The organism is Rhodospirillaceae bacterium (genome assembly GCA_040219235.1).
Lineage (GTDB): Bacteria > Pseudomonadota > Alphaproteobacteria > Rhodospirillales > Rhodospirillaceae > WLXB01.
The window spans coordinates 396,606-420,692 of record JAVJSV010000012.1; the positions used below are offsets into that span (position 1 = coordinate 396,606).

General features: G+C 49.4%; 20 protein-coding genes. 9 read left to right on the top strand and 11 right to left on the bottom strand.

Annotation, left to right across the window (positions count from 1 at the left end):
- Nucleotides 1-177 precede the first annotated feature (177 nt).
- Complete coding sequence (locus RIC29_12090; GenBank protein MEQ8735656.1) at nt 178-4,035, bottom strand: N-6 DNA methylase; 3,858 nt, start codon at nt 4,033-4,035, stop codon at nt 178-180.
- Between the two features lie 288 nt (nt 4,036-4,323).
- Between RIC29_12090 and RIC29_12095 the strand changes: the two genes are divergently transcribed.
- Nucleotides 4,324-4,662 (top strand): hypothetical protein, encoded by a 339-nt coding sequence (locus tag RIC29_12095; GenBank protein MEQ8735657.1) that lies wholly within the window; start codon nt 4,324-4,326, stop codon nt 4,660-4,662.
- A gap of 44 nt (nt 4,663-4,706) precedes the next feature.
- Here the strand turns inward: RIC29_12095 and RIC29_12100 are convergent, their stop codons facing one another.
- The 5 genes from RIC29_12100 to RIC29_12120 form a co-directional block, all read right to left on the bottom strand.
- The gene (locus tag RIC29_12100) at nt 4,707-5,051 is read right to left on the bottom strand and encodes a hypothetical protein (protein MEQ8735658.1); all 345 of its coding nucleotides are present in this window, start codon (nt 5,049-5,051) and stop codon (nt 4,707-4,709) included.
- Nucleotides 5,048-5,446: a hypothetical protein gene (locus RIC29_12105; GenBank protein MEQ8735659.1), complete on the bottom strand. Its 399-nt coding sequence runs from the start codon at nt 5,444-5,446 to the stop codon at nt 5,048-5,050. Before RIC29_12105 ends, RIC29_12100 begins: the two co-directional genes overlap by 4 nt.
- Nucleotides 5,394-6,557 (bottom strand): helicase RepA family protein, encoded by a 1,164-nt coding sequence (locus tag RIC29_12110; protein MEQ8735660.1) that lies wholly within the window; start codon nt 6,555-6,557, stop codon nt 5,394-5,396. Before RIC29_12110 ends, RIC29_12105 begins: the two co-directional genes overlap by 53 nt.
- The gene (locus tag RIC29_12115) at nt 6,554-6,778 is read right to left on the bottom strand and encodes a helix-turn-helix domain-containing protein (protein MEQ8735661.1); all 225 of its coding nucleotides are present in this window, start codon (nt 6,776-6,778) and stop codon (nt 6,554-6,556) included. The genes RIC29_12110 and RIC29_12115 overlap by 4 nt, the downstream gene beginning before the upstream one ends.
- 274 nt (nt 6,779-7,052) lie before the next feature.
- The gene (locus RIC29_12120; protein MEQ8735662.1) at nt 7,053-8,249 is read right to left on the bottom strand and encodes a site-specific integrase; all 1,197 of its coding nucleotides are present in this window, start codon (nt 8,247-8,249) and stop codon (nt 7,053-7,055) included.
- Nucleotides 8,250-8,624: 375 nt separating this feature from the next.
- On the opposite strand from RIC29_12120, the gene RIC29_12125 reads away from it, so the two are divergent.
- The 5 genes from RIC29_12125 to RIC29_12145 all read left to right on the top strand — a co-directional run bounded on the left by RIC29_12125 (nt 8,625) and on the right by RIC29_12145 (nt 16,309).
- Nucleotides 8,625-9,827, top strand: coding sequence for a glycosyltransferase family 4 protein (locus RIC29_12125; protein MEQ8735663.1), 1,203 nt, complete (start codon nt 8,625-8,627; stop codon nt 9,825-9,827).
- A gap of 199 nt (nt 9,828-10,026) precedes the next feature.
- Nucleotides 10,027-13,116: a rhamnan synthesis F family protein gene (locus RIC29_12130; protein MEQ8735664.1), complete on the top strand. Its 3,090-nt coding sequence runs from the start codon at nt 10,027-10,029 to the stop codon at nt 13,114-13,116.
- Between the two features lie 3 nt (nt 13,117-13,119).
- The gene (locus tag RIC29_12135; protein ID MEQ8735665.1) at nt 13,120-13,989 is read left to right on the top strand and encodes a glycosyltransferase family 2 protein; all 870 of its coding nucleotides are present in this window, start codon (nt 13,120-13,122) and stop codon (nt 13,987-13,989) included.
- A gap of 81 nt (nt 13,990-14,070) precedes the next feature.
- Nucleotides 14,071-14,922 carry an ABC transporter permease gene (locus tag RIC29_12140; GenBank protein ID MEQ8735666.1) on the top strand — a complete coding sequence of 284 codons (852 nt, stop codon included), beginning with the start codon at nt 14,071-14,073 and terminating at the stop codon, nt 14,920-14,922.
- On the top strand, nt 14,912-16,309 hold the full coding sequence (locus RIC29_12145) for an ABC transporter ATP-binding protein (protein MEQ8735667.1): 1,398 nt from the start codon (nt 14,912-14,914) through the stop codon (nt 16,307-16,309). Before RIC29_12140 ends, RIC29_12145 begins: the two co-directional genes overlap by 11 nt.
- An 11-nt stretch (nt 16,310-16,320) precedes the next feature.
- On the opposite strand, the gene RIC29_12150 is transcribed toward RIC29_12145, so the two are convergent.
- Entirely contained in the window at nt 16,321-17,325 is a 1,005-nt protein-coding gene (locus RIC29_12150; GenBank protein MEQ8735668.1) for a glycosyltransferase family 2 protein, read from the bottom strand.
- A 45-nt stretch (nt 17,326-17,370) separates the two neighbouring features.
- On the opposite strand from RIC29_12150, the gene RIC29_12155 reads away from it, so the two are divergent.
- The 3 genes from RIC29_12155 to RIC29_12165 all read left to right on the top strand — a co-directional run bounded on the left by RIC29_12155 (nt 17,371) and on the right by RIC29_12165 (nt 20,627).
- Complete coding sequence (locus tag RIC29_12155) at nt 17,371-18,336, top strand: glycosyltransferase (protein MEQ8735669.1); 966 nt, start codon at nt 17,371-17,373, stop codon at nt 18,334-18,336.
- A gap of 226 nt (nt 18,337-18,562) precedes the next feature.
- Nucleotides 18,563-19,420, top strand: coding sequence for a glycosyltransferase (locus tag RIC29_12160; GenBank protein MEQ8735670.1), 858 nt, complete (start codon nt 18,563-18,565; stop codon nt 19,418-19,420).
- Between the two features lie 13 nt (nt 19,421-19,433).
- Nucleotides 19,434-20,627 carry an O-antigen ligase family protein gene (locus RIC29_12165; GenBank protein ID MEQ8735671.1) on the top strand — a complete coding sequence of 398 codons (1,194 nt, stop codon included), beginning with the start codon at nt 19,434-19,436 and terminating at the stop codon, nt 20,625-20,627.
- Here RIC29_12165 and rfbA read toward each other — a convergent pair.
- The 4 genes from rfbA to rfbC are packed head-to-tail and all read right to left on the bottom strand — an operon-like array spanning nt 20,622 to nt 24,059.
- Entirely contained in the window at nt 20,622-21,497 is an 876-nt protein-coding gene (rfbA, locus tag RIC29_12170; protein MEQ8735672.1) for a glucose-1-phosphate thymidylyltransferase RfbA, read from the bottom strand. The genes RIC29_12165 and rfbA overlap by 6 nt on opposite strands.
- A gap of 23 nt (nt 21,498-21,520) precedes the next feature.
- Nucleotides 21,521-22,408 (bottom strand): dTDP-4-dehydrorhamnose reductase, encoded by an 888-nt coding sequence (rfbD, locus tag RIC29_12175; protein MEQ8735673.1) that lies wholly within the window; start codon nt 22,406-22,408, stop codon nt 21,521-21,523.
- 11 nt (nt 22,409-22,419) lie between these two features.
- The gene (rfbB, locus tag RIC29_12180) at nt 22,420-23,484 is read right to left on the bottom strand and encodes a dTDP-glucose 4,6-dehydratase (protein MEQ8735674.1); all 1,065 of its coding nucleotides are present in this window, start codon (nt 23,482-23,484) and stop codon (nt 22,420-22,422) included.
- The gene (gene rfbC, locus RIC29_12185; GenBank protein MEQ8735675.1) at nt 23,481-24,059 is read right to left on the bottom strand and encodes a dTDP-4-dehydrorhamnose 3,5-epimerase; all 579 of its coding nucleotides are present in this window, start codon (nt 24,057-24,059) and stop codon (nt 23,481-23,483) included. Before rfbC ends, rfbB begins: the two co-directional genes overlap by 4 nt.
- Nucleotides 24,060-24,087: the final 28 nt, after the last annotated feature.

Consider the following 24,087-nt stretch of genomic DNA (forward strand, 5'->3'; position numbering starts at 1 on the left):
GTATGTGTTTCTCGTTTCTTGTCCCATTTTATCTATTTTGAATTTCCCTGACGCCTAGCGCGTTAGTGCAGTTCTCTCGCTATAAGTTCGTGAGCTGTTTTGCGAAAATCTTTCAAGGCATGCCCAAATTGTTGGGCCCGCTTAGATGAACTATTAATGGCGGCTGAATACCCATGTTTATCCGATGATCTCTCGCTCTTCTTCTGAAAGGTTGTAAAGCTCGAAAATAACTTCGTTAAGGTCACATTCAGCTTTCTCGATTTCGACATCCAAAGCTGTGAGATCTTTCGTAAGACTCTGTAACTGTTTTGAAGCGTCGATGTTATCGGTCATTGGCGTGGCCAAGAGCTTGCCTATCAGAGTCATGGCCTTGAATTTCTCCGTTACCGAGATCGTCTGAGCGAGGTGCTGCCAGTAGGTCAGGATATGCTGACCGTCGTTGTCATTGACGAACACCTTGTCTATGACAGCCACGCCGCCGATGGTAAACGACAACTCGCCATCCATGAAACCGGCTGCGAGCTGAGCTGCCGGGGTCAGCCGGGCGTCGATGGCCTCAAGCTGCTCTTCGATTTTTAGGGTGCGCTGCTCCTTTGCCCATTTGGTCTTATCGCGTGCGGACAGGTCGCCAGGCGCTTTGGCCTTCCAGTGATCCGTGGAGCCAATCTGCGGGAACAGCCAGTCCTCATTGTGCTTCTTCACCGGACAGGTAGAGAAGCGCTTTTCCAAGGCCTTCAGCTTGTCACGGCGCTTGGTATGAAGCTCTTGCAGTGCCTTAGCCCGACCACCTACGTCCTTTTTCTGTTCCTTTGTTGCCTTCGGCACTGGTAGCGGCGCGATGAACTGTTTGTTGGCGGACCTGTAATCGTTCTGGAATGGCTTAGATGTTCGCCGCCAGACAAAGTTAGTGACAGGGCAATTCATAATGGCGGCAAGGAAATAGAGGTCTCCCTTTTCGGAGGGCATGATGCCGCCAACATCGACATTATCCAGACAGAAACTGCCGTCACGGTCGATAGATACAAAAAGCTTGTGGATCAAGCGCGGGGCCATCAATTTGACCCCGTCCTGTTTGTCGATATTTTTGGGATAGACCCAGCCCCACCATCCATCTTTGTTCATTTTTCCACCTTCGCGTCCACGCAACGTATCCTCGTAGCTCTGCAAATAATTCCAAGCATCAGGATATGTTGACCTCAGTTCCTGTTCAGATATTACAGAAACCTGATCGTTACTGACTTTATATGGGAAGAGAATATAAGTGTCGGTATGGGGCGTGGCGTAGCGCTTGACTTCCGGACCAGAAACTAGCGGACGCATGATTGTGTCTTCAACTGTCATTTCGTATGGGTCACCGGATTTTGGACTGTGTAGATACGTATTCGGTCCAAGCTTTTGCAGGTGGTATATGTAGTCGGCGCTAGTCTGCACGCCGACGAAGATCGCCTTTGTGACTTTCTTATCACCGAGCTTCAAACAATCTTTCTGGAGTCTCCGAATAACCGCCCTCTCTTTGCCGGGAACAAAATCCCATGGCTCAGATTGCGGCAGTTCCTTGTAATTCATAGACCAGTTTGGGTCTTCCCAGTCCGGAGCATCAGAGACGGCACCATCATGGGCAAATACAAAGTGCAGGTCCTTCTTCTGCGTCTTGGAGTAAAATTGTAAAGCAGTGTAGGTAATAGCTTCGTCAAAGACCTGATAGCTTCCGAAGTCTATCCACCTGTCAAGATATGTGCCGTTGTACAGAAACTGTCGGAGGCCCTCGCCGTATTCGTTGTATCGCCAAAGACTTGGTGCGATGAAACCTAACTGACCTTTCTCATTAAGCAGGTGGATGGCTTTCTCGATAAATGGCAGAAACAGGTCGAAGTTGCCTTTCTGAGTACTTTGGTAAACGGCGCTACCGTCTGCGTTCTTCCCGTTACGCAAAAAGTCGGCAACTTCGGCATATTTTTTTCGAAAGTTCTGGAGCTTCACATATGGTGGATTGCCAACAATGCAATCAAATCCCGCGCCGTCCGGGTTGCTTTGATCAAACACCTTTGGAAATGCAGCTTCCCAGTCGAAGACGTTAATTTCATCCTGTTTATCGGCATCCAGTATTGATAGCTGTTTGAAATTGCCAAACTCCGGCCCAACCAGACTGTTGCCGTCGCGAATGTTTTCATCCAGATCACACAGGGCTTGGTTGGGTTTGGCGGTATGTAACCAGAGCGCCAGTTTCGTGATTTCGATGGATGATGGGTTGATGTCCACGCCGTAGATATTGCGGGACAGGATTTCACGGATTTCCAGTTCGGTGTTCACCTCAAACAGACTTTCGCCCTGCCGGGTGATCCGCGCATATTCCTGAGAAACTTTGAGGCGCTCTTTCAACAGGTATTCCAGCACATGGATCAGGAATGCGCCTGAACCACAGGCAGGATCGCAGACCTTGAAATTGTTTAAGCGCTCTTTGTAGTTTTTTACTGCTTCGACATGATCGGTGAATTTCTGGCTCCTACCAGACGGCGGCATTTCCTTTTGTTTCCGGACATACTCATCGTCGCCTTCAATCTCGATGCTCCAACCGAGTTCATCACGGATTTCCTGTAGTCTGGTACCGATAGCTTCTTCAACAATGTGTTGAACGACCCATTCTGGTGTGTAGTAAACACCATCACGTTTGCGCTTGGTTTCCTTAGTCAGCGAGACGTGACCGTCTGCTTCGGCCTCCAACGCCTCTAGTTCGGTGATAGACTGCTCAAAAATACGGCCAAGTGTGTAGAGCGTAATGGCGTTTTCACCGCTCCCAGAGGTTCCGAAATTGTAAACTGCGGACAGATAAAGCAGCGTTCTAGGGTGCTTCTTAATCGTTGGTCCGTCTTCGCCTTGGAGCTTCTCACAAAAGACATGGTTGGGGATAAACAGATCATCCAATTCCGGATCGGACTCAAATAATCCACCGTTGAATCTGTTGATGCGCTGGCCAAGAAATTTCTCGCCCTTGTCCATTGCATGAAAAAGCTCTTTCAGTTTGTTCCATACATCTTGCGCGTTGGGGTCGTAATAGCTGGCCTTGCTGAAATCTTTTAGGAAGTCGCGCAAAGCATTCGGAGGAAAGCTCAGCGCTTCGCCCATGTCTTCGCAGAACAATACGAATATGCAGCGGTCGATGAGTTTTTGCGCCAGCCGGACGAGTGTTCCACGTGTCCCAGTCTTGAGGAAGTCCTGATTGTGAGTGACAAGTTCATTGTAGATTCGAAGTCGGTATTCTTTGTATTCCTTGTAGAAATCGTTCTCGATCTCCTTTTCCAAAATCCATTGTTGGTGCAGGAGTTTCACAAGCTCGCCATCGCCGCCAGTGGTCAGGAGTGCTTCGGCATGAAAGAGCTTCGTGAACAGAAAGCGCTGAAATGATGCATCGTCCGTCTTGGCCAGCAAAGAGACTGTATCGTCCATTGTAGTCGTCGTAATAATGAAGCGTTGATACTGGGCTGGCATCCGGTTCCGCCAGTACAGACGAAACTCGTTCATGTCAGTGACGATGCCCCATGTCGGCTGGATCGCTTCATTTCCATACAGCTCTTTGCCAGCCTCGCGCAGATAGTCAGCGCACTGCTTTACAGGAGACCGTGTATTGCCCTTACGGTTCTGTTTGGCGTCGAGGTTGGAGCGTATGTCCTTAAACTCACAGAGCACCTGTGGAGTTGGTGGAACGTCTTCACGCTCGAACCAACCCAGAGCAAGATCAGCCTCGCCAGTGCCGCCTGATTGCCCCGCACCGGCCACCTTATATTTTGGAAAACGGGAGAAGCCATCAGCGGCCTTGGTCTCTCCGTTTGCGTAATATCCCCATAACTGTTTGAAGAACGCATCCATGAAGGAACCTTCTTCCTGTGTCTCGGTTAGCTTTTTGGATCGTTCTTGCCAGTTATCAAGCGTTTCTATCAACGCCTGCTCAGCCTCTGATCCTTGAAATTGTGCATACTCTTCGGCGAACGCGGCGCGTAGGTATGCGTCAGAAAACAGAGGTTGATAAGTTTTTGTCATTCAATGGATTCCTTAATGACCTTTTCAAACGCAAAAATCTCAATCGAGGCAAACACAGCTTTGCCAGATCATCAATTGTGTGAGCTGGTGATCATCAATTAGAGCAATGTGTGTGCAAAGGTCTTTTTGCTATTCGTTGGCTCATAGCTAACTCGTTGATGGTCCCGATCAGCTATCTTTACGTTGGTCTCGCCTTGTCCTCACCCTACTGCCTACACGAGAAGCTTGTAAATATCTGCAATCGGAGTTTGAGTAATCAATTAGCGCAGCTATCAGAGGGAGTCTGACATGTTCGACATCTTTAAGCCGCCGAGGCATCACATTAAAAAGCGTGTACCAAAAGCCAAGATTGAGACGCTCACAGAAATTGAACACTTTGTCGATGATGAGCTTTTTGAACTCAGTCATCAAAAACGAGAATATGGAATCGCGTTTATTTTATCTGTCTACGTGTGCCAGATGACAGACAGGCATATATTTTCAGTCTCGCTTGGAGATTACGAATTCATTCAACGCTCGGGCATGGTTTGTGCACAAAAGCTGTCCGGAATTGATTTCGATTGTGTTGAGAGCGTTCTGCAAGATCTCATAGCTCACGATTGGGAGATAGATTTAGAAGAGGAGTGATCAACCTTCTACATACGGGCGGGAACACACGGAACGGCAGGAAATTAAATAAAATCCAATGGATTGCGCGGTTCTTTGTTTGGGCCGCGCACATTTGGGCGAGTGGGAACATCACCGGGATCAATGTCGCGGTGCCCAAAACTTAAATCATCGTGCTGGATGCGTCTCGGCAATGCGCTTCTTTTGACAACCCAAAGCTCAAACGAATTGCGTTCAATGAAACTCAAGTCGTCAAACGATGTGTCACTTTCTTTACGAGCTCTGTCGCGTGCTTGATAGAGCCTTCTTCTGACTCGCCGAAGTGTTTTAGCATCAGGAACATCAATTATAATTCCATGTGCTTTAGTCAATGCGATGCAAAGGGCGCTTATATAATCTTCTGGTTTCACTTATCGAATTCACTGACAGCAGTTAGTAAGAAAGATTTGGGGAGACGAAGATTAGAGCCGATAGCTAAGTGGCCAACCTTTTTCTGTTTCATCAACTGCTTGAGTGCGCTTACCTTCAAGCCAGAGTGCTCCGCAAAAAATTTAATTGAGAATGTATTTTCACGAAGTGAACTCAACCACCGGGTTATGTTTTTGTTTATTAGGTCTGCACATATTTCTGCAGCGATCTCGTCTGGCCAACTTGGCGGTGCCTTTACTAGTACAACCTTACCTTTGGCATTCACCTTCAAGCTGCCACATTGCAAAATGATTGCGACTAACGTTTCAAATTGATCCCACTCTTCAACTGGCTTTCCCCCGTGAGAGGGTTTCAATTTTACTACTACCTGATCCATTATCAGTCTCCGTTTTGCCGACTTCGATTTTTGTATTTGTGTCATTTGTATCGGTATCGGCCCCAAGGGGTGGGGCCGAACTGACACCGGTTGCTGGTATCGTGATACTGCCGTGACACCCCGGTGACACCGACACTGCTTTTTCGGATACGGCGGTATACGTAGCCCCTTGGCCCGAGCCGTATTGTTTGATTTGTTTTGCTTGTTTTAACTGTCGAACTGAACGGTCAAAGGTTGCCTTAGATTGGCCCGTGTCCTTTTCAAACGCCTCGCGCCATTGACCGTTTGTCGCTCCTGATTCCCCAAACGAATCTTGCAGAATCTCAAGCGCACGGGCACACGCCCTGTTACCCCCGCCTTTTTTGGTTAGAGCCAGGGGGCCGGTTGCGCGTTGTATGACAAGGGATGATTTGCCTGCGCCCAACTCCACGCGTTTTAGCTCTAAGGGCATGTCTTCAAATGGCTCTGCGTCTTTCATTTTGTCGCAGGAAAGAGCAACGATATTAAAATTCTCCGTACCACCTGAGCAGGAGATCATTGCATCTGCAGCCCCTCTAAGTGCGCTGCTGCCGCGTTCAGTCCCTGTATTTTTCGTGGTGTGGTGGATTGCTAAGACGGTCGCGCCAGTTGCCCCTCGCAGTATATCCATTGAAGAGACGGCAAGCCCCATGTCTTTGGCAGAGTTTTCGTCCCCGCCAACAAAACATCGCGCAACAGTATCGATTATGATCAGGCCAGTATTTTGATGATTTTTAGCTATAAGGGCGCGAGCTGCTTCCACCTGTTTAGGGTCTAGAAGATTAACCGGTTCAGGAATGTAATGGATGTTTAAAGGTTGGTTTATCCCATAATGCTGTTTGAACGCCCGTGAGCGATACTTCATGCCAAACGCGCCCTCTGCCGCAATGAACAATACGGGGGCACTTGAAGTTACTCTTCCTATCCAAGGTGAGTTGCTGGCGACTGCCAATGCCATGCTAAGCGCTACGAATGTTTTGCCTGAGCCGGGAGGCCCGTAAAGCACAACAAGTGATCTTTGCGGCAGGATACCGTCGATATACCATTCTGGATCTGGAAGCGCATCGAGCTGAGCTTCAGATAAGACTTTCACTGTTCAGATGTCGACTTTCGCTTTCGCTCGTCGATCCACCTTTTTAAGTCGGACTGAGCATAGCGGACACATCTTGCGGAATAGCGGTAGTACTCTGGACCACCGCCTTGGTAGCGCCATTTCTCCAGCGTGCGCGGCGTTACTTTCAAGAATTCTGCAGCTTCTTTTTGGGTCATCAACTGTTCGTCATCTACGACTATTTGCGCTGATTGGGCCGTCATTTCGATACACCTGTATGGAATCCGATCAATTGCGATGGTGTACCACAAGCAACTACAGGTTGCAAGTAAAAAACGACGAGAAATGCAATAAAATCAACCAGTTAGATCCATTTGCGCCCCAGTTGTGAGGCAGCTATTACTGCATCTGCTACTACTGCGAGAAAGGGTGTTGCCTCATGCCTGATGGTATTCGAGGGTAAAGGGCAATATGCGGCATGAGATACATACGATGACCATTGGTTAGCGTATGCACGAGTCTGGAAGGTTTAGGTGATTAGCAGGATTTGGCGAGCTGGATCACTTGAGCGGTATTGCCGCTTAGGGCGGCCTCTAGACCATTTGCAATAGTATCTGCGGCGAGTTGTGCGGGGCCTTTAGCTAAGTGAGCATATCTTTGGGTCGTTTGGGTTTGAGTATGTCCCAATAATGTCCCAATGACGTGAAGCGATAGATTAGCGCCAGCAGCAAAGCTGGCATAGGTGTGGCGCAGGTCGTGTAGACGAACGCCTTGAATGTCTGCGCGTTTGCAAACGGCTAACCAAGGAAGACGAAGATTGATCAGATGATTCCGCCCGTGTCGGCCAGGAATTACAAAATTGGAAACCCGTCGCTCATAAATTGCCTGCAATAGCCGTAACGCTGGCGCTCCTAGCGGAACCGTTTTAGCGCCTGTCTTTGAGTCGGGTAGCCGCAAACACGCGGATTCAAAATCAACCCATTCCCATTGCAGGGTTAGGATTTCAGATTTCCTGCACCCCGTTAGAAGCAAAAGTCGTATTGCATCAACCGAGCTTTGTTCATCAATCGTGTGAATTTGTGTTTCGGATAGCGCAGTTCCGAGGCGACTGAGCTCTTCCGACGTCAGATATCGCTGCCTTTTCGCTTCTTTGAATTTGCGTACGCCGTAACAGGGATTTGTCCGGAGCGGTTTGATTCCCCACTCTTCGGCGAGGTTAAACATCTTTGAAAGCAAGGCTAGAACCCGATTTGCAACGTAGGGCTTATCGCTGATGCTTTGGTGGATTCGCCGTATGTCAGTATTTTCAACCGACACCACGGCAGAGCGGCCTAGTTTTGGCTTTACGTACTTGTCGATCATTTTGCTGTCATTGTAGACGCTTGCGGGCTTTTTGTGCGGCCTTGCATGGTCTTCCAAGTACAAATCACACAGTTCTGAAACTGTTTCGGCTTTTCTGGTATCAGCTTTATCTGCAGCCGGGTCGCCGCCTTCTGCAACGTAGGCTGCCGCTTTTCGAGCTAAGTGCCGGGCTTCATCCGCCGTTAAATCGCCATGGGTGCCTATGGTTAGCTTTCGCTGACGGCCAGAGAGTGTCCTGTATTTGTAGATGTACGCTTTACGGCCCGTAGGGCGCACCCTGACGCCAAAGCCGCGGATTTCGTTATCCCAGAGCATATATTCAGCCGAGGCGACCTCAGCTTGGTTTACACGCCCTGTGGTGATCTTTGTCACTCTTGCCTGTTGCCTCTGGTATGTATGCCTTCGTTTTCCGGGCGCGTGACGGCCATTTTGTGTTTCGGGTGTTCGGGTACCAATTGGGTACCAAATGGGTACCCACGACCGTTGAAATCGCGCGTATACAAATGTGGTTAAACGCGTGCAGCTAGTCCAGCAAATACTTGATTTAATTGGGTTTTTTGGGGTTTGACGTATGTTGTCGAAAATGGTCGTATACGCCTTTGGTGTGACTACGGATCAGGAGGTTAGGAGTTCGAATCTTCTCGGGCGCGCCAATCTGCTCTTGTTAAAGTTTTTCGGGTTTCTCCAGTTCTTTCGACTTTTAAGTATGCTGGCCTAATACGGTCTGCTGCCGGTATTGTGCTGTCCATGAATTTGCACCCCGATTCACTTTCGGATTCTTCTGGTCAGCCGCGCCTTTTGATTCTGGTGACTGAGTATTCCTACTTTTTATCCCACAAGTTGCCTCTGGCCTCTGCCGCGTCTGAGGCTGGGTTCGACGTTATTGTAGCGGCCCGCTGCGAAGAAGGTGCGACGCTTACTCCTCCCGCGGGTCATACGTTTACCGTGGTTGCAGTGCCCTGGCGTCGGACCGGATCGATTGTAACGGCGGTTCTGAGGGTGATTCCCGATGTTCTTCGCATCCGCAGTGTTTTCGCTGATGTCCGGCCTGATGTGGCGCACTGTATCTCGCTCAAACCGGCCATCATCGGTGCCTTGGCAGCGTATCAGCAGCCTGTTCAGATGCTTCATTCCATCAACGGTTTTGGTTTTGTCTTTTATGCCAAGTCACTCTTGGCGCGTGCGATTCAAGCCTGCTGCGGCCTCATACTAAGCCGGTCCGTCGCATCCAGAACCGGACGAATTATCTTGCAAAACCAGGACGACTTAAGGCTTGTGGCTGAAGACTTTGGGGTTTCTGACAGTAAGCTCAGCCTTATCCGAGGGTCTGGTATTGATCCTCTGGAGTATGAGAGCACGCCAGAGCCTGTCGGGCCTTCCATCACCTTTCTGATGCTGTCGCGATTGCTCTATATGAAGGGCATCGCGGTGGCGATTGATGCGTTTAAAATCTTGAAGGAGAGAGGTGTAAACGCAGCGCTGGTTATTTGTGGGGCACCTGACCCAAGCAACCCGTCATCCATACCGCAGGAGGTGCTGGATGCGTGGTTTCAAATTCCGGGTGTGACATTTCGCGGCCAGGTCGAAGACGTAAGGCTTGCGCTCCGTGACGCCCATGCTGTGGTCCACCCAGCGCTCGGTGGTGAGGGGCTGCCCAAAGCCTTGTTGGAAGCAGCGGCCATGGCGCGGCCGATGATTGCCTCTGATATTGGGGGCAATCGCGAAATCGTTTTGCATGAACAGACTGGTTTGCTGGTGCCGCCAGGTGACGCCGAAGCATTGGCTGATGCTATGGAACGAATGAGCATTGAGTCAGAAAACCGCCGATTTTGGGGCAATGCTGCCCGCGAGAAGGTGTCGGCGGAATTCTCTGTTGAGGTTGTGCGCCAGGCACATATTGAACTTTATGCAGGCTGCCGTGCGCAGTTAGGGTGCTCGTTAGCCAAATAAACGCCTGGTCACACCCGCACTTGGGCTCAATCCACACCTTATTAAGCCCTGCCACAGCCTAAAAATTGCCTTATAACAATGACTTCCTTAAAACCGTCTGGTTTGGGGATCGTCAGTGGCGATACCTTGAAACGTAAATCACGATAGACTGCTTCAGGACTATGTCTGTTTCCCTTCTGCCCCATTACAGGTTTAACGCATGACCGCCGGTAAACTCACCAGCGATGCCGGCACGTCACGGCCTGACAATAATATTCATTCGCGTCCTTCAGGGCCGGCGTTTCGGACGTATCTGTCAGAGGCATCGTTTTGGTCTCCCCAATATATTGAGCAATCTGCTTGGCTTGATCATGCGCCGTTTGCATTTTGGCTTATGGAGACCTTAAAGCCCGCGAGTTTGGTCGAGCTTGGAACCCATGGCGGCTATTCTTATTTTGCGTTTTGCCAAGCTGTACAGACGCTCGCACTTGATACACGGTGTTACGCCGTAGACCACTGGGAAGGAGATGTGCACGCGGGTCATTACGATGAAGACATTTTTAAACGAGTGTCGTCACACAATGATATGCATTATGCGACATTCTCCCGTTTGGTGCGCGCAACTTTTGACGAAGCCTTAGATCATTTTGAAGATGGTTCAATTGACCTTCTGCATATCGATGGTCGCCACTTCTATGAAGATGTAGTGCATGATTTTGAAAGCTGGCGCCCAAAGCTGTCAGATCGCGCTGTTGTATTATTCCACGACACGAATGTTCGCGAGGGCGGCTTTGGTGTCTTCCGTCTGTGGGCAGAAATTAAAGATCAATTTCCGTCGTTTGAATTTCTCCATGGTCATGGATTAGGTGTGCTTGGTTACGGCTCAAAGTTGCTAGATGATATCTCTGCCTTTCTAGAGACGTCGCATGATCTCGATTGCGTGCGTGACATTCGACAAGCCTATGCGCGTTTAGGGTCTACCTATAAGGCGACGTTTGACGCGCGCCGCGAAAAATCTCATTTGGAAGCACGCCTGGCCGCACAAGAAGACGAATCCAAACGCCAACAAGCTGAAATACAGGCGCAAGCCTTACGCGCAAGTGAAGTGGAGCGCGGACTCGTCGAGAAACTTACGGGCATGGAGTCTAAGCTTGAGGCAGAGACGGTGTGGCGTGTTGCTCTTGAAGTGGAGTTGGAGGGACGCGAACGCACCATAAAAGCACTTAAGTCTTCAACCAGCTGGCGTGTAACAGCTCCAATACGCTCTTTCAAACGCTTGCCACAGATCATCTTGGCCAGAGTTGGCTATTCAACAGCCAATGCCATTCGCGTTGTTTACCAAAAAACACCACTGCTTCAGAGCAGCAAGCGGCGTATTGCTGATTTGGTGTTTAGAGTCACTAAACCATTGTTGGGCCGAACGTCTATTTACCAAGATTGGGAGTTGTCTCGCACCGCTACGAAAAAGCCATCTGCCCGTCGCAAGCAATACCTGCCTGAAAAAATCACGCCATGGGAAGTCGCGCGGCCAATTGAAAAAGACTACAGCGTTGCCGTGCCCTTTGGCTACGATCCCATCCCTGCGCCGCCACGTTTGGCGATTATTGTTCACATGTTTTATGAAAATATGACGCCAGAATTTCAGCGCTATTTTAAAAACATACCATTTCCCTTTGATGTTTTTGTTTCGACGAACACACCCGAAAAGAAGTCGATAATAGAGCAATTTTTTCAAGGTTGGGATCGGGGTAAACTTGAGATCCGCGTTACGGAGAATCGGGGGCGCGACATAGCGCCTAAACTTGTCGGATTTAAGGATGTTTACGACAAGTATGATTACGTTCTGCACTTGCATTCCAAGTGGTCTGATCATGCAGGCGTTCTGGCCAATTGGCGCGGCTACATTCTTGAAAACATACTCGGCTCCAAGGAAATTATTTACAGCGTTTTTGAAGCGTTTGGTCGCGATGCTGACCTCGGTATTGTGGCGTCCCAACATTTCGAGCCGGTGCGTCATTGGATTAACTGGGGGGGTGATTTCAAGATCGCCCGGGCGCTCGCTGAACGTATGGGGATTTCACTGTCAGACAAAACGGTACTTGATTTCCCATCTGGCTCTATGTTCTGGGCGCGTTCTGCAGCTCTGAAGCCGTTGCTCGAACTCGAATTAAAATTTGAAGATTTCCCGGAAGAGCGCAATCAAATTGATAAGACCCTCGCTCATGCGATAGAGCGCTTATACTTTCATGTGTGCGAGAAAGCCGGGTTTAGCTGGATGAAAATATCTCATCGACCTTTGATGGAGAACACGCCGGCGATTGTTTCTATTGATCACCATGAATCGTTGAAGTTGTTCATGTATGAGCACGGTCTTACCTTGACGGGATCGAATCTCCCAGCGCCTCGCGTCTCTCACCCTGCTGCTGTTCCTGCGCCTGCAAAGGGCCTTGTTTCTCGGTTGCAAAAAAATGCACTTGGGTGTGATTTGCCGATCAATACTGACTTACATGTTTATGTTGGGGTCGTGACTTACAACAACTCCAAGGATCAGATTGATCGCATCACGACCAGTGCTCAAAAGGCCCTTAAGAAAGCGGGTTTTGCCACGGCTGGTCGTGTCATACTCATCGACAATGGATCGCCGTCTGAAGTTGCCACACCGGATAACCCCGCCGTTGTGGCGATTCCCAGTCAGGGTAACATCGGTTTTGGTGCGGCTCATAATCAGTTGATGGAAAAAGCGTTCAAACAGGGCGCTGATATCTATATTGCCGCGAACCCCGATGGGGCGTTCCACCCGGATGCGATCAGCGCGCTTGTCCAAATGATAGAGAATTTCGATGGCCGTGCGTTGGTTGAGGCCGTTCAATTTCCTTTGGAACATCCCAAAACCTATGACCCCTATACATTTGAAACAAGCTGGGTTTCTGGGGCCTGCTTGGCAATTCCCAGGGTGGCGTACGAAGAACTCGGTGGCTTCGATGAAGTGTTTTTTATGTATTGCGAAGACGTTGACTATTCATGGCGGGCTCGTGCGAATGGATTTGCTCTTAAAGTTTGTCCACGCGCTTTGTTTCTTCATGAAGTTAGCAATCGCCAACAGGACAATGCGACGTTGCGTATGATCTACACCTCAGGCGTCAGCCTGGCACGCAAATGGGGTCATGAAGACTTTGAGTCCTGGTTAACAGGAAAGCTTACCGGTAGAGGTTTCCCTCTCCCAGAAGAACAACCTGTGCCAGTACCAAAAGAATGGCAAAGAGTTTCAAATTTCGAGCATCAGTTCAGTTTCTCTGAGGTACGTTGGTAAGCTATGTCAGAGCAAATGGATGTCATTGTCAGGTTTCATGATGCGCGGCGTTTGTCTGAATTAAAACGTTGCGTGTTCTCTCTGACTCATCAGAGTTATCAGCCACTATGTGTCATTCTCGCAGTTCAGCGTTTTTCAGACTCAGAGATTAAGAGTCTACGCACAGCGTTAGATGAATTAAGTGATGGCTATGATCTTGAGATTAAGATTGTGAATTGGGAGAAGCCAGAACCAGTTGATGCCCGTTCGGCCCTGTTAAATCTTGGGATCGCCAATGCTGAGGGGCGCTACCTTGCGTTTCTCGATTATGATGACGTTATGTATCCAGAGGCTTATGAAACACTGATATCCCGTTTAAAGACAACGGACGCAGCAATCGTATTCGCATCGGTGCGCGTTATGCTGTTGGATGTTTATGAGGATTTCTTTTATGCCGCTGAGCAGGTGACGCCAGGTTATCGCGGGTCGGGTCTGATTGACCTACTCCGCAACAATTTTTGCCCGTTGCACAGCTACGCTATTGATCGTCATAAAATACTGAATGCTGAACTCTCGTTCGATACTGTTCGAACGATGCAAGAAGACTATGATCTTCTTTTGCGGATATGTGCCAAGTATGCGTCAGATTTTGGGCTCATCGGCACTCAAATTGGTGACTACAATTACAAATCAGATGGCAGTAATACGGTGCCAACCGGGGGGGCTCTGTCTGGCGAAGTGTTGGCTCAACTCGAAGCTGTCAAAACAGCGATGGAAGTGCGGCGACGGACTACAGCAGTCTCTCTGGACGTCCAGAATTCCCTCGGACTTTCTGAAGCCATAGAGGGGGCCACGATTCGTGATGTTATTGATCGTGTTGCTAGGGGCGGATGAGGTGAGGTGCGCGAGAAATCACATTTATAGAAGCGATTTAAGTGTTGTGAGCGCGCAATCCAAGATGTGTTGCTGGTCATTATGACAGCTAAAGCTCAGCCAGGGCTGCACCACAATTCTGTTCAGGACATCATTATCCCTGTTGCTGTCATTTTTAGGCACTACCTCATTTTCCGCCAGTTTCTCCAGCGCGCAATAGCGCGCCGCTATCGCCTTAGCGCTTTTGGTTTGCTGTGGACAGTGTTGGTGCCTTTGTTCACGCTGGCGATTTATACCCTGGTCTTCGGGGTCGTCTTGCAAAGCCGCTGGGCTGGCGATGCGGGGAGCAGTGATACCAGTTCATTCGGACTCTACCTTTTTTCTGGCCTAATTGTCTTTTGGCTGATGGCAGATGTGGTTGGGGCAGCGCCATCGGCTATTGTTGAATATACAAACCTCGTCAAGAAGGCCGTGTTTCCGCTTGAAGTTTTGCCACTGATCGCTGTGGGAAGTGCTGTCTTTCATGCTTTAATCAGTACGGCAGTCTTGCTGGCAGCGATTTTGGTTTTTAAAGGGGAGATCCCTGGAACCGCATTCTACGTGCCTTTAATTCTTTTTCCCTTTGTGCTGCTGCTCATGGGCTTTGGTTGGTTGTTGTCAGCTATTGGTGTTTTCTTCCGCGATATACAGCACATCGTCGGGTTGTTGATGACGGGTGTTTTGTTTCTTTCCCCGATTTTCTACTCTATTGAACGTCTTGGCCCGGCCTTAAAATTGGTCATTCTGCTCAATCCGGTGACGTTTATTGTAACGCAGATGCGCGCTGTTCTGTTGGATGGGGCAAGTCCTAATTGGCTTGGACTTGCGTTATATTTCGGCGTCGCTTGGCTTATTGCTTCGACCGGACTGGCGTTTTTCCGTTACGCCCGCAAGAGTTTCGCTGATGTCCTCTAACACGCATCCTGCTTCATCCCAGGTATCGAATTATGTGGTGACAGCGCGCGGTCTCTCCAAATCTTACACCCTTTATCAAAGATCATCGGAGCGGCTTTTACATCTGCTCTTGCCGTGGCGGACATACCCGGCTTTTGAAGCCCTAAAAGATGTTTCTTTCCATGTTAGGCGGGGCGAGACCGTTGGTATCATTGGTGAAAATGGGGCCGGCAAATCCACATTACTTCAAATCGTGACGGGCACCATTTTACCTACTACCGGCGAAGTGCAGATTTCCGGTCGGGTCGCGGCTTTGTTGGAGTTGGGCGCCGGTTTTGAACCAGACTTTACTGGGCGCGAGAATATCTATTTGAACGGAACGATTCTGGGGCTGACTCGCCGTCAACTTGACGAACGCATGGATGACATCATTGCCTTCTCAGAGCTTGAAGAATTTATTGATCGCCCTGTTAAAACCTATTCCAGCGGTATGTTCATGCGCTTGGCTTTCTCTGTGGCCGCCCATGTGGATGCCGATGTGCTCATCATCGACGAGGCCCTGTCTGTCGGCGACGCCCGCTTTACGCAAAAGTGCATGCGTTTTTTGAATGACTTCAAACAACGTGGCTCCATTCTATTTGTCAGTCATGATCTGGGCGCTGTGGCGGGGTTGTGTGATCGTGCGATTTGGTTAGAGCACGGTAAAATCCAAGCGGAAGGTGATGCCGGTCGCATTTGCGAACAATACGTTGAATCTCTTTTCAGAAACACGCCACCAGAAATCACGGAAGGCGGTTCAGAACGGCACGTACCTGTGCAGCTAGGCTCCAAGGTAAGTGGTGCTCAGGCGAACTATACCTTAAGTGGGAATTCGGTAGAGATAGGAGGTGGGGAGTCGCCGCCGTTCTCGAAGCCAGGAATCACAACTTGTTCGCCCTTTAGTAAAACTGCGAACAGTTTCGGTAGTGGTGGTGCCAGCGTCATTGATGCCGGGTTATGGGATGTCCAAACGGGGGGGCGCTTAACGCAGGTCACTGATGGGCAACAGGTTGAGCTTCGCATTGTTGTCGTTGCTGATGAGGACGTTAAGCGACCCATTTTTGGTTTTTATATTAAAGACCGGCTGGGTCAGAATCTGCTGGGTGAGAACACCGTGACGGATCGTGTGGCAGTGCCCTCCATACCTGCGGGTGAGTCTATGGCCGCGTGTTTTTACATGCGGTGGCCAGCTTTGATGACGGGAACCTATGCGTTAACGGTAGCGATCGCGGATGGGGTGATGGACGATCATATACAGCGCCATTGGATGCATGATGCTGTGATGTTCGAGGTCATTTCGAGCGCGGCACGCCATGGTTTGGTCGGGCTAGATATTTCAAAGGTTACGGTAGATCGCTGTTTTCAGTAGTCAATACAGCATCAATCTTTCGCGTTTTGTCTCAAGCGTATTTTTCGGTTAAAAAAATCACGAGGCCGCCAACTCAGCCATCGGCTGAGGCTCAACGACGAGAGTCTACGATTTTTCTGTATTGCGCTTCGTTTCATCCAGGCTTGTTTGCTGTTGCGGAGTCCTTCCCAGATGCCTTTCATGCGCGCTGATTTCGGATTTTTTAGGATGCCAATAATCTGAATAAGAAAAAAACCGGGAAGCGATATGATAAAAAACAGAGCGGGCATATTTTTCAGCAACATCCACCATTGATTCCGCGCCATCAGATAGGCCGCGAAATCAGATTTACCCTCAAAGCTTGCACCGCCGACATGCTCAACAACGGCTTTGGTGTTTATCGCGCAATTAAATCCTGCGAGGCGCAATCGAAAGGACATATCGACATCCTCATAGAAGCAAAAAAATGTTTCATCAAATTCACCGACATCGCGGAGAATCTGAGCCCGATATAACGCCGCGGCCGCGCAAACCCCAAAGCAATAGGCAGGTTTGTCATTAAGAAGGTTTGGCTGCTGTGTCTGTCCCCGCCAAGCTTGCCCGGTAATCAGAAGATTGTCACCCAGGCCGTCGATATAATTTCGGTCCTCGGCTTTCAATTGCAGTGAGCCAAGTGCCGCAATACTTGGGTTTTTATCGCCCATTGCCACCAATTCTGCCAACCACTCTGGTTCGGCAAAGGCGTCTGGGTTAAGGGCGGCCAGATATTCACAATTAGTGTTATTCAGCGCTATGTTCATGGCCTTTGCAAAGCCTAAGTTCTCGTCCATTTCCATATAAGTGATCGGGAACCCGGCATTCTCAACTATTGCTGTTGGCTTCACATCCGAGTCGTTATCAATAAGAACGACGCAAAAATCCTTATATGTCTGGGATTTCAGGCTACTGAGGCACTGTGGCAGAGTGCCAGATGAGTTGTAGGTCACAATGGCAATGCAAACGCGTGGCTGCTTATCGGCACTCTTTTGTGTATTCATAACCTTAAGTGTTGCTTGGGCATGGTTAGTTACCCGGAAACTCGAATGACCGACGTTGATATTGTGATCGTAAACTATAAATCTGCTGCCCACACCGTAAATTGTGTCGAGGCGGCAAGCCGTGTGGCGCGTCAAGACGATGTGGCGATAGGTATTTTCGTTGTCGATAACGGCGGCGATGCGATTGATTTACAGGCTGCCTTAAAGACACGCGACGAACTGCATTTCATTAGAAATACCACAAATGATGGATTTGCGGCGGCCTGCAATGCTGGTGCCCAGCTCGGTGCTGCGCCGTATATTTTATTCCTGAATCCTGACGCCCTTTTGCATGAAGGGGCTCTTAAGGGCTTTACCGCTTTTCTGAGTCAACCGGAAAACGCGGCCACGGGAATCGTGGGCCCAGAGATCAGAGATTCTCAAGGAGACCTCGTGCCGTCATGCTCGGACGCACCAACACTGATAAACCTTATTTTACGGTCTACCGGTATTCACGTTTTGCATTCAGGTCTTGGCGGCGATCCGTATTTGCCGCTCTCTCGTCATCAAAATAGTGGACCCGCCGACCAAGTCATGGGGGCTGCGTTGATGATTCGACGCCCTCTTTTCCAGACTCTTTCTGGGTTTGATGAATCTTTTTTTGTTTACTATGAAGATGTCGATCTGTGCGCCCGGGCTAGGGCTGCAGGCTCTACGTGCTATTATCTCAAATCATCAACGGTGACCCATATTGGGCGCGCTTCGAGCTCCCAAGACTCTGGATTCTCATTGGCCTTACACATTCGCAGCAGAGTGACTTATGCGCGTCGACATTTCGGCATAGTGGCCAGTGTCTTTCTGGCGTTGGTTTGCAGTGTTGTTGAATTGCCCGCGCGGCTGGCACAGGCGCTTTTGGGACGTGGGTCCATGCCGGTCTCTGGTGTTGTGCGTGCGTATGTTTTGTTGACGCAAAACATTGTAAATGGCCGTGGTCTTCCCGTTCCCCGCGCCAGTTTAAAGAAACAGTGTTGATCGTAAACATATGGCAATCTCAGTCCTCGCATTGACCAGATATAGCGGAATCGGTGCGAGCAGTCGGGTCAGATTTCTGCAGTACATTCCCTATCTGAAGCGTGACGGATTCAATGTTGATGTCCAATCTCTGTTTTCTGATGCATATCTAACCAGACTGTATTCTGGTCAAGGACGTTCACCTTTCGCTTTGCTTGGGTTTATGGCCGTGCGTTTGAAGAGAATGATGAGTGAATCCGATTATGATCTCATTTGGTTGCAGCGTGAACTCATGCCGTTCATTCCGTTCGCCATTGAGTATAAGCTTTTGAAGCATCGGCCTTTGATTATCGACTTTGATGATGCGCATCACCTTTACTACAAGAATATATCATCGACAGCGCTCCGACGTATGTTTTCAAACAAAACAGATGATCTCATAAGGTGTGCTGATGCAGTCGTCGTCGGAAACGAGACGCTGGCCGACTACGCGGCACGCACAGGGGCTAAGAACATCTCATTTGTTCCCAGTGCTGTGGACGTAAAGAAATATCAAACATTGATTCAGTCCCATAGCGGCTCGGGTAGGTTAACACTGGGGTGGATTGGGACTCCCGTTACGGCAGCCCAGTCTCTGCCGTTGATTCGGGAACCGCTGCGCAAATTCTTATCTGAATCTGGCGCGTCGTGCCTATTAATGGGCGCCGATCCAAATGTTGACTATGGTTTTCCCGCGCAGCACCTCAGTTGGAGCGAAACGGGCGAGGTTCAGTTTATGTCACAGATTGATGCCGGTCTTTGCCCGATGGAAGATACCGAGTGGAACAGGGGCAAAAGCGGTTATAAAATCATTCAGTATATGGCTGCAGGAAAACCATCTCTAGTGTCGCCCATCGGTATTGCAGCAGAAATTGTGAACCACAAAAAAACAGGGCTGCACTGTAAAACAAAACAGGATTGGCTGGCCGCGTTCAATGAACTTCGAGACCTAGGGTTAAGGTCAGATCTTGGCACCCGGGCCCGCGCTGAGGCTTTGAGTAAGTATGATGTGTCCATTTCTGCGAAGAAAATCGCAGAGATTTTTACATCTGTGATGCGCAAATAATATGCAGCCTTGGATGTCATATGGCCTTGCGCTGTTTTTTGTGCCGCTTGCCGCTTGGAGCAGAGATGCTACCGTCGTTATTCTCACTCTTACAGTTGTCGCCATTACGCACTCACAATGGTCAAGCCGGGCCGTCTTATGGAGGTCGGTGTTTTCATTATCTGCTGCGAAGTTTTTGAGCTTGATGATGCTCTTTGCTGGACTCTCTCTCGTTTGGAGTCCGCAATTCTCGCCTCTTCCGTGGGCGCAAGCCAGCTTAACGATCTTCCTTTGTATGATGCTGTGTGCAGGCATGCAGCGCTTTCAGGTTGAAGGCATTTGGAAAGCGATTAAGCCAACAGTTATGGCGGGCGGCGCCCTCTTGGCCGTACTGTTGGCCGAGCGCCTCACTGGTGGCTTCTTTGTTGGTTTGCACCGTACCGAGCAAACAGCAGAGCAATTATTCAACGTTATGAATGGTGGTTTGGTCTTGATGGCGTGCATGTCAATACCAGCCATGTGTCTGCTGCGGTTAAAAACCAGCAGTTGGACTTGGCCTGTTATACTTTTTTGTCTGTGCTTTGCTCTTGGCTTGAGCTACCGCATGGATGCTGTGCCTGTGGCTATGCTGGCTGCCCTGCTGTCCTTTTTGCTTGTCCAAAAGTGGGGTGTGCGCATGGCTGTCGCAATTATGGTTTTGATAGGAATCGTATCTGTCGGCTGGGCTTTGTTGGCAGCGATATGGGCTACGCCAACCCTTCAGGTTTGGTTTACGGATAACATCCATCCCAACTGGGGGCACCGCATAGCGATTTGGGGTCGTGCAAGTGAGTTCATTCATCAAAGCATTCTGTTTGGCCATGGTTTTGATGCGGCGCGTACGTTAGGCCAAACCGCAGGGTTAATTCCTGATCCTGCAGGAAGAACATCATTTTTGCACCCCCACAATGGTATGATTCATTTGTGGTTGGAGTTGGGTGGCGTCGGAGTTGCCGTTTTTATTGCTGCTTTGATTGCGTCAGTGCGGTCAGTTCTTTCTAAGCGCAGCAACCGTTGTATTGCCGCCTTAGTTACGGGCACGTTCAGCGCAACCGCGACCATCTGGCTCCTCAGTTTCGGGGTTTGGCAACCCTGGTGGATTGCCGTGCTGGGGCTGACGACGGCTGCTGTTATGGGTGTCGTTAAACTAGCGGCGGCGGATACCCCACGACAGTCAGTTAACCTATGAAGGCGAGTCGTTAGCCAGATCAACGAGGTACTGACCATAACCGCTTTTCTTAAGTGGATCGCTGAGTGCAATTAACTGGTCTTTACTAATCCAACCGTTTGTGAACGCTATCTCTTCCGGTACGCAAATACGTTGTCCTTGCTGCTTCTCAACGGTTTGTACAAATGCGCTCGCTTCAACAAGGCTATCGCAGGTCCCGGTATCAAACCACGCAAAGCCGCGACCGAGGCGCTCAACTGTTAACGCGCTGTGCTCCAGGTAAACCCGATTAACATCAGTAATTTCGAGCTCACCTCGTGGGCTCGGTTTTAGGGTTTTTGCAATATCGATCACTGCATTATCATAGAAGTACAGACCCGTTACAGCCCATTTTGATTTCGGCGTCTCTGGCTTTTCTTCTATGGACGTGGCTTTGAAATCTTTATCAAAGGCGACTACACCGTAGCGTTGAGGGTCACGTACCTGATATCCAAAAACCGTTGCTCCTTGAGTGATGGCGGATGCGCGGCGGAGTTTCTCCGTCAGTCCATGACCATAAAAAATGTTGTCCCCAAGTGCTAAGGCGCAGGTGTCTTGGCCAACAAAGTCTTTCCCGATGATAAAGGCTTGCGCCAATCCATCTGGGCTAGGCTGTTGTGCATACTGGATGTTGATGCCCCAAGCGCTTCCGTCAGAGAGCAGGTGTTGAAAACCATCGGCATCTTGAGGTGTTGTGATGATAAGAATATCTTTGATCCCGGCAAGCATCAGCGTACTCATTGGGTAGTAAATCATCGGCTTGTCGTAGACGGGCAGCATTTGCTTGGATACAGAATGTGTAATGGGGTGAAGCCGTGTGCCAGACCCTCCCGCCAATATTATTCCCTTCATCGTATATCCTTTGCGATTTCGGCTTAACCCACCAAAGTTTTGCTGAGCATGTCCGCGAGGGCTTGGTCCCAAGGGCGAAGGGTTACACCATAGGTTTCTGAAAGTTTAGAGCAATTTAAAATAGAGTTGGCTGGCCGCCGTGCTGGCACTGGATATTCAGATGTTGCAATGCCGTTTACCGTTGGTTTTTTGCCCGTTATCGGTGCTGCCAACTCAATAATTCTGTTGGCAAATTCATGCCAAGTGGTTTGGCCTGCGTTCGCACTATGGAATGTACCGAATCCGTGAGTGGGAACATTTTCATTCGTCAACTGCGCAACGATCTCAAAAATTCCAGTTGCTAAGTCATTAGCAAATGTTGGCGAGCCATGCTGATCATTCACAACGCGCAAGGTGTCTTCGGACTCCGATAGCCGCAGCATCGTTTTCACAAAGTTCTTTCCATGAACTCCATAGAGCCAAGCCGTCCTGAGAATGATGTGGTGGTTGCATATCTCACGTATGGCGTCTTCTCCTGCTAGTTTGCTCGTGCCGTAGACGCCAAGAGGAGAGGTTGAGTCCGTCTCGCTGTAAGGTGTGCGCTTTGCACCATCAAACACATAGTCAGTAGAGACATGGATTAGCGGCACGCCAAGTTGCACGCAGGCCGAGGCTAAATTAAGCGGACCGTTCCTGTTGACAGAAAAAGCTGTCTCAGCGTCGTTTTCTGCTTTGTCCACGGCGGTGTAAGCGGCGGCATTGATGACAACATCTGGCTTAGCAGACAAAACAATTCGGTTAACGGCCTCTTTATTAGTGACGTCCAAAGAAGCTCTGTCATACCCTAGCACAAAAATATTTGGGTCATTCGTGTGTTGGGTAAGCGCGTGCCCGAGTTGACCAGAAGCGCCGGTGATGAGGATCTTTTTCATCTCGGAACCACTTATGTTTCGGGCTTATCTGACAGACCCAGTCGTTCACCGGCATATTTTCCACTCCGAATATCCTGCCACCAGTTCTGGTTCTCTAGGTACCATTGGACGGTTTTTCTCAGGCCGCTCTCAAAGGTCTCAGATGGGTACCAGCCCAGTTCGGTGTTAATTTTCGTGATATCCATCGCGTAGCGCGCGTCATGCCCGGGGCGATCTGTGACGAATGTAATCAAATCTGCAGTAGGCGCATCCGGTGAAAGGTATTCATCAAGTAAAGCGCAGATCGTGCGGACAACATCAATATTGGTGTGCTCTGCTTCACCCCCAATATTGTAAACCTCACCCACCCGGCCTTTTGTCACAACGGTCCATAAGGCGCGCACATGATCTTCGACATGGAGCCAGTCGCGCACATTTTCGCCGGTGCCATATACCGGCAGGGGTTTGCGCTCCAGTCCGTTTAAAATCACCAACGGAATCAATTTTTCAGGAAACTGATGCGGACCATAATTGTTAGAGCAATTGGTGGTGACGACTGGCAGACCATAGGTGTGATGCCAAGCACGCACCAGATGATCTGATGACGCTTTAGACGCGGAATAGGGAGAGTTTGGTGCATAAGGTGTTGTTTCCATAAACAATCCCTCTTGCCCAAGGCTGCCATATACCTCGTCCGTTGAAATGTGGTGGAAGCGGAACGTATCTTGCTTTTCTGAAGGTAAACCCAACCAATAACTCTTCGCAGCCTCAAGCATGGCATACGTGCCAATGATGTTGGTTTCCATGAAAGCGGCGGGACCGTCGATTGACCGGTCGACATGACTTTCGGCAGCCAGATGCATCACCACATCGGGTTTTTCAGTTTGTATAAGATCAGTGACAAAAGCCTGGTCGCACACATTGCCTTGAACAAATGTGTATTCGGGCCGCTTTGAAACTGAGTCCAGAGACGAGAGATTGCTGGCGTAGGTGAGCGCATCTACATTCACAACCTCTGCGTTGACTTCCTCTATGAGAAACCGAACCACCGCTGAGCCTATAAACCCCGCGCCCCCTGTAACGATCACTTTTTTCATAAGGGGGTATCTTCTATAGAAAAATAATTCTGTAATTCAGAAAGCGTCGGGTGAGTCTTGTCCTTGTCAGATATAATCGCATCCATTCCTAATGTGGGCCAGTCAATACCTAGATCGGCATCATCCCAAGCAAGGCCCTTATCGCATTCACGCGCATAATAATTTGAGACTTTGTAAAGAACCTCGGTATTCGGTTCCAAGGTCATTAGGCCATGTGCGAAACCAATCGGAACAAACAACTGATTCCATGAACTGGCAGAAACGATAGTTGAAACATGTTTCCCAAAAGTTGCAGACCCTTGGCGAATATCCACTGCGACTTCAAAAATAGCTCCGTTTGTGACACGCACGAGTTTGTGCTGTGCGAAAGGCGGAACTTGGAAGTGCAGTCCTCTAAGCGTTCCTTTGTCTACAGAAAGAGAGTGATTGTCTTGCACGAAGGTGGTTTCTATCCCGATGCCTTCTAGAGCTTTCGTTGAGTATGTCTCAGAGAAGAACCCTCTATGGTCCTCATGCTTGACGGCTTTGATCAGTTTGACGTCTGGGATTTCTAATTGTTCAACTACAAAGTTCATTTAACTGGTCTCTGGGGCTCTTTGATGT

Excerpts from the sequence above, each read along its gene's own strand:
- RIC29_12090 (MEQ8735656.1), bottom strand. The coding sequence starts at position 4,035 with ATGACAAAAACTTATCAACCTCTGTTTTCTGACGCATACCTACGCGCC.
- RIC29_12095 (MEQ8735657.1), top strand. The coding sequence starts at position 4,324 with ATGTTCGACATCTTTAAGCCGCCGAGGCATCACATTAAAAAGCGTGTA.
- RIC29_12105 (MEQ8735659.1), bottom strand. The coding sequence starts at position 5,446 with ATGGATCAGGTAGTAGTAAAATTGAAACCCTCTCACGGGGGAAAGCCA.
- RIC29_12115 (MEQ8735661.1), bottom strand. The coding sequence starts at position 6,778 with ATGACGGCCCAATCAGCGCAAATAGTCGTAGATGACGAACAGTTGATG.
- RIC29_12125 (MEQ8735663.1), top strand. The coding sequence starts at position 8,625 with ATGAATTTGCACCCCGATTCACTTTCGGATTCTTCTGGTCAGCCGCGC.
- RIC29_12130 (MEQ8735664.1), top strand. The coding sequence starts at position 10,027 with ATGACCGCCGGTAAACTCACCAGCGATGCCGGCACGTCACGGCCTGAC.
- RIC29_12135 (MEQ8735665.1), top strand. The coding sequence starts at position 13,120 with ATGTCAGAGCAAATGGATGTCATTGTCAGGTTTCATGATGCGCGGCGT.
- RIC29_12140 (MEQ8735666.1), top strand. The coding sequence starts at position 14,071 with ATGACAGCTAAAGCTCAGCCAGGGCTGCACCACAATTCTGTTCAGGAC.
- RIC29_12145 (MEQ8735667.1), top strand. The coding sequence starts at position 14,912 with ATGTCCTCTAACACGCATCCTGCTTCATCCCAGGTATCGAATTATGTG.
- RIC29_12150 (MEQ8735668.1), bottom strand. The coding sequence starts at position 17,325 with ATGAATACACAAAAGAGTGCCGATAAGCAGCCACGCGTTTGCATTGCC.
- RIC29_12155 (MEQ8735669.1), top strand. The coding sequence starts at position 17,371 with ATGACCGACGTTGATATTGTGATCGTAAACTATAAATCTGCTGCCCAC.
- RIC29_12160 (MEQ8735670.1), top strand. The coding sequence starts at position 18,563 with ATGAGTGAATCCGATTATGATCTCATTTGGTTGCAGCGTGAACTCATG.
- RIC29_12165 (MEQ8735671.1), top strand. The coding sequence starts at position 19,434 with ATGTCATATGGCCTTGCGCTGTTTTTTGTGCCGCTTGCCGCTTGGAGC.
- rfbA (MEQ8735672.1), bottom strand. The coding sequence starts at position 21,497 with ATGAAGGGAATAATATTGGCGGGAGGGTCTGGCACACGGCTTCACCCC.
- rfbD (MEQ8735673.1), bottom strand. The coding sequence starts at position 22,408 with ATGAAAAAGATCCTCATCACCGGCGCTTCTGGTCAACTCGGGCACGCG.
- rfbB (MEQ8735674.1), bottom strand. The coding sequence starts at position 23,484 with ATGAAAAAAGTGATCGTTACAGGGGGCGCGGGGTTTATAGGCTCAGCG.
- rfbC (MEQ8735675.1), bottom strand. The coding sequence starts at position 24,059 with ATGAACTTTGTAGTTGAACAATTAGAAATCCCAGACGTCAAACTGATC.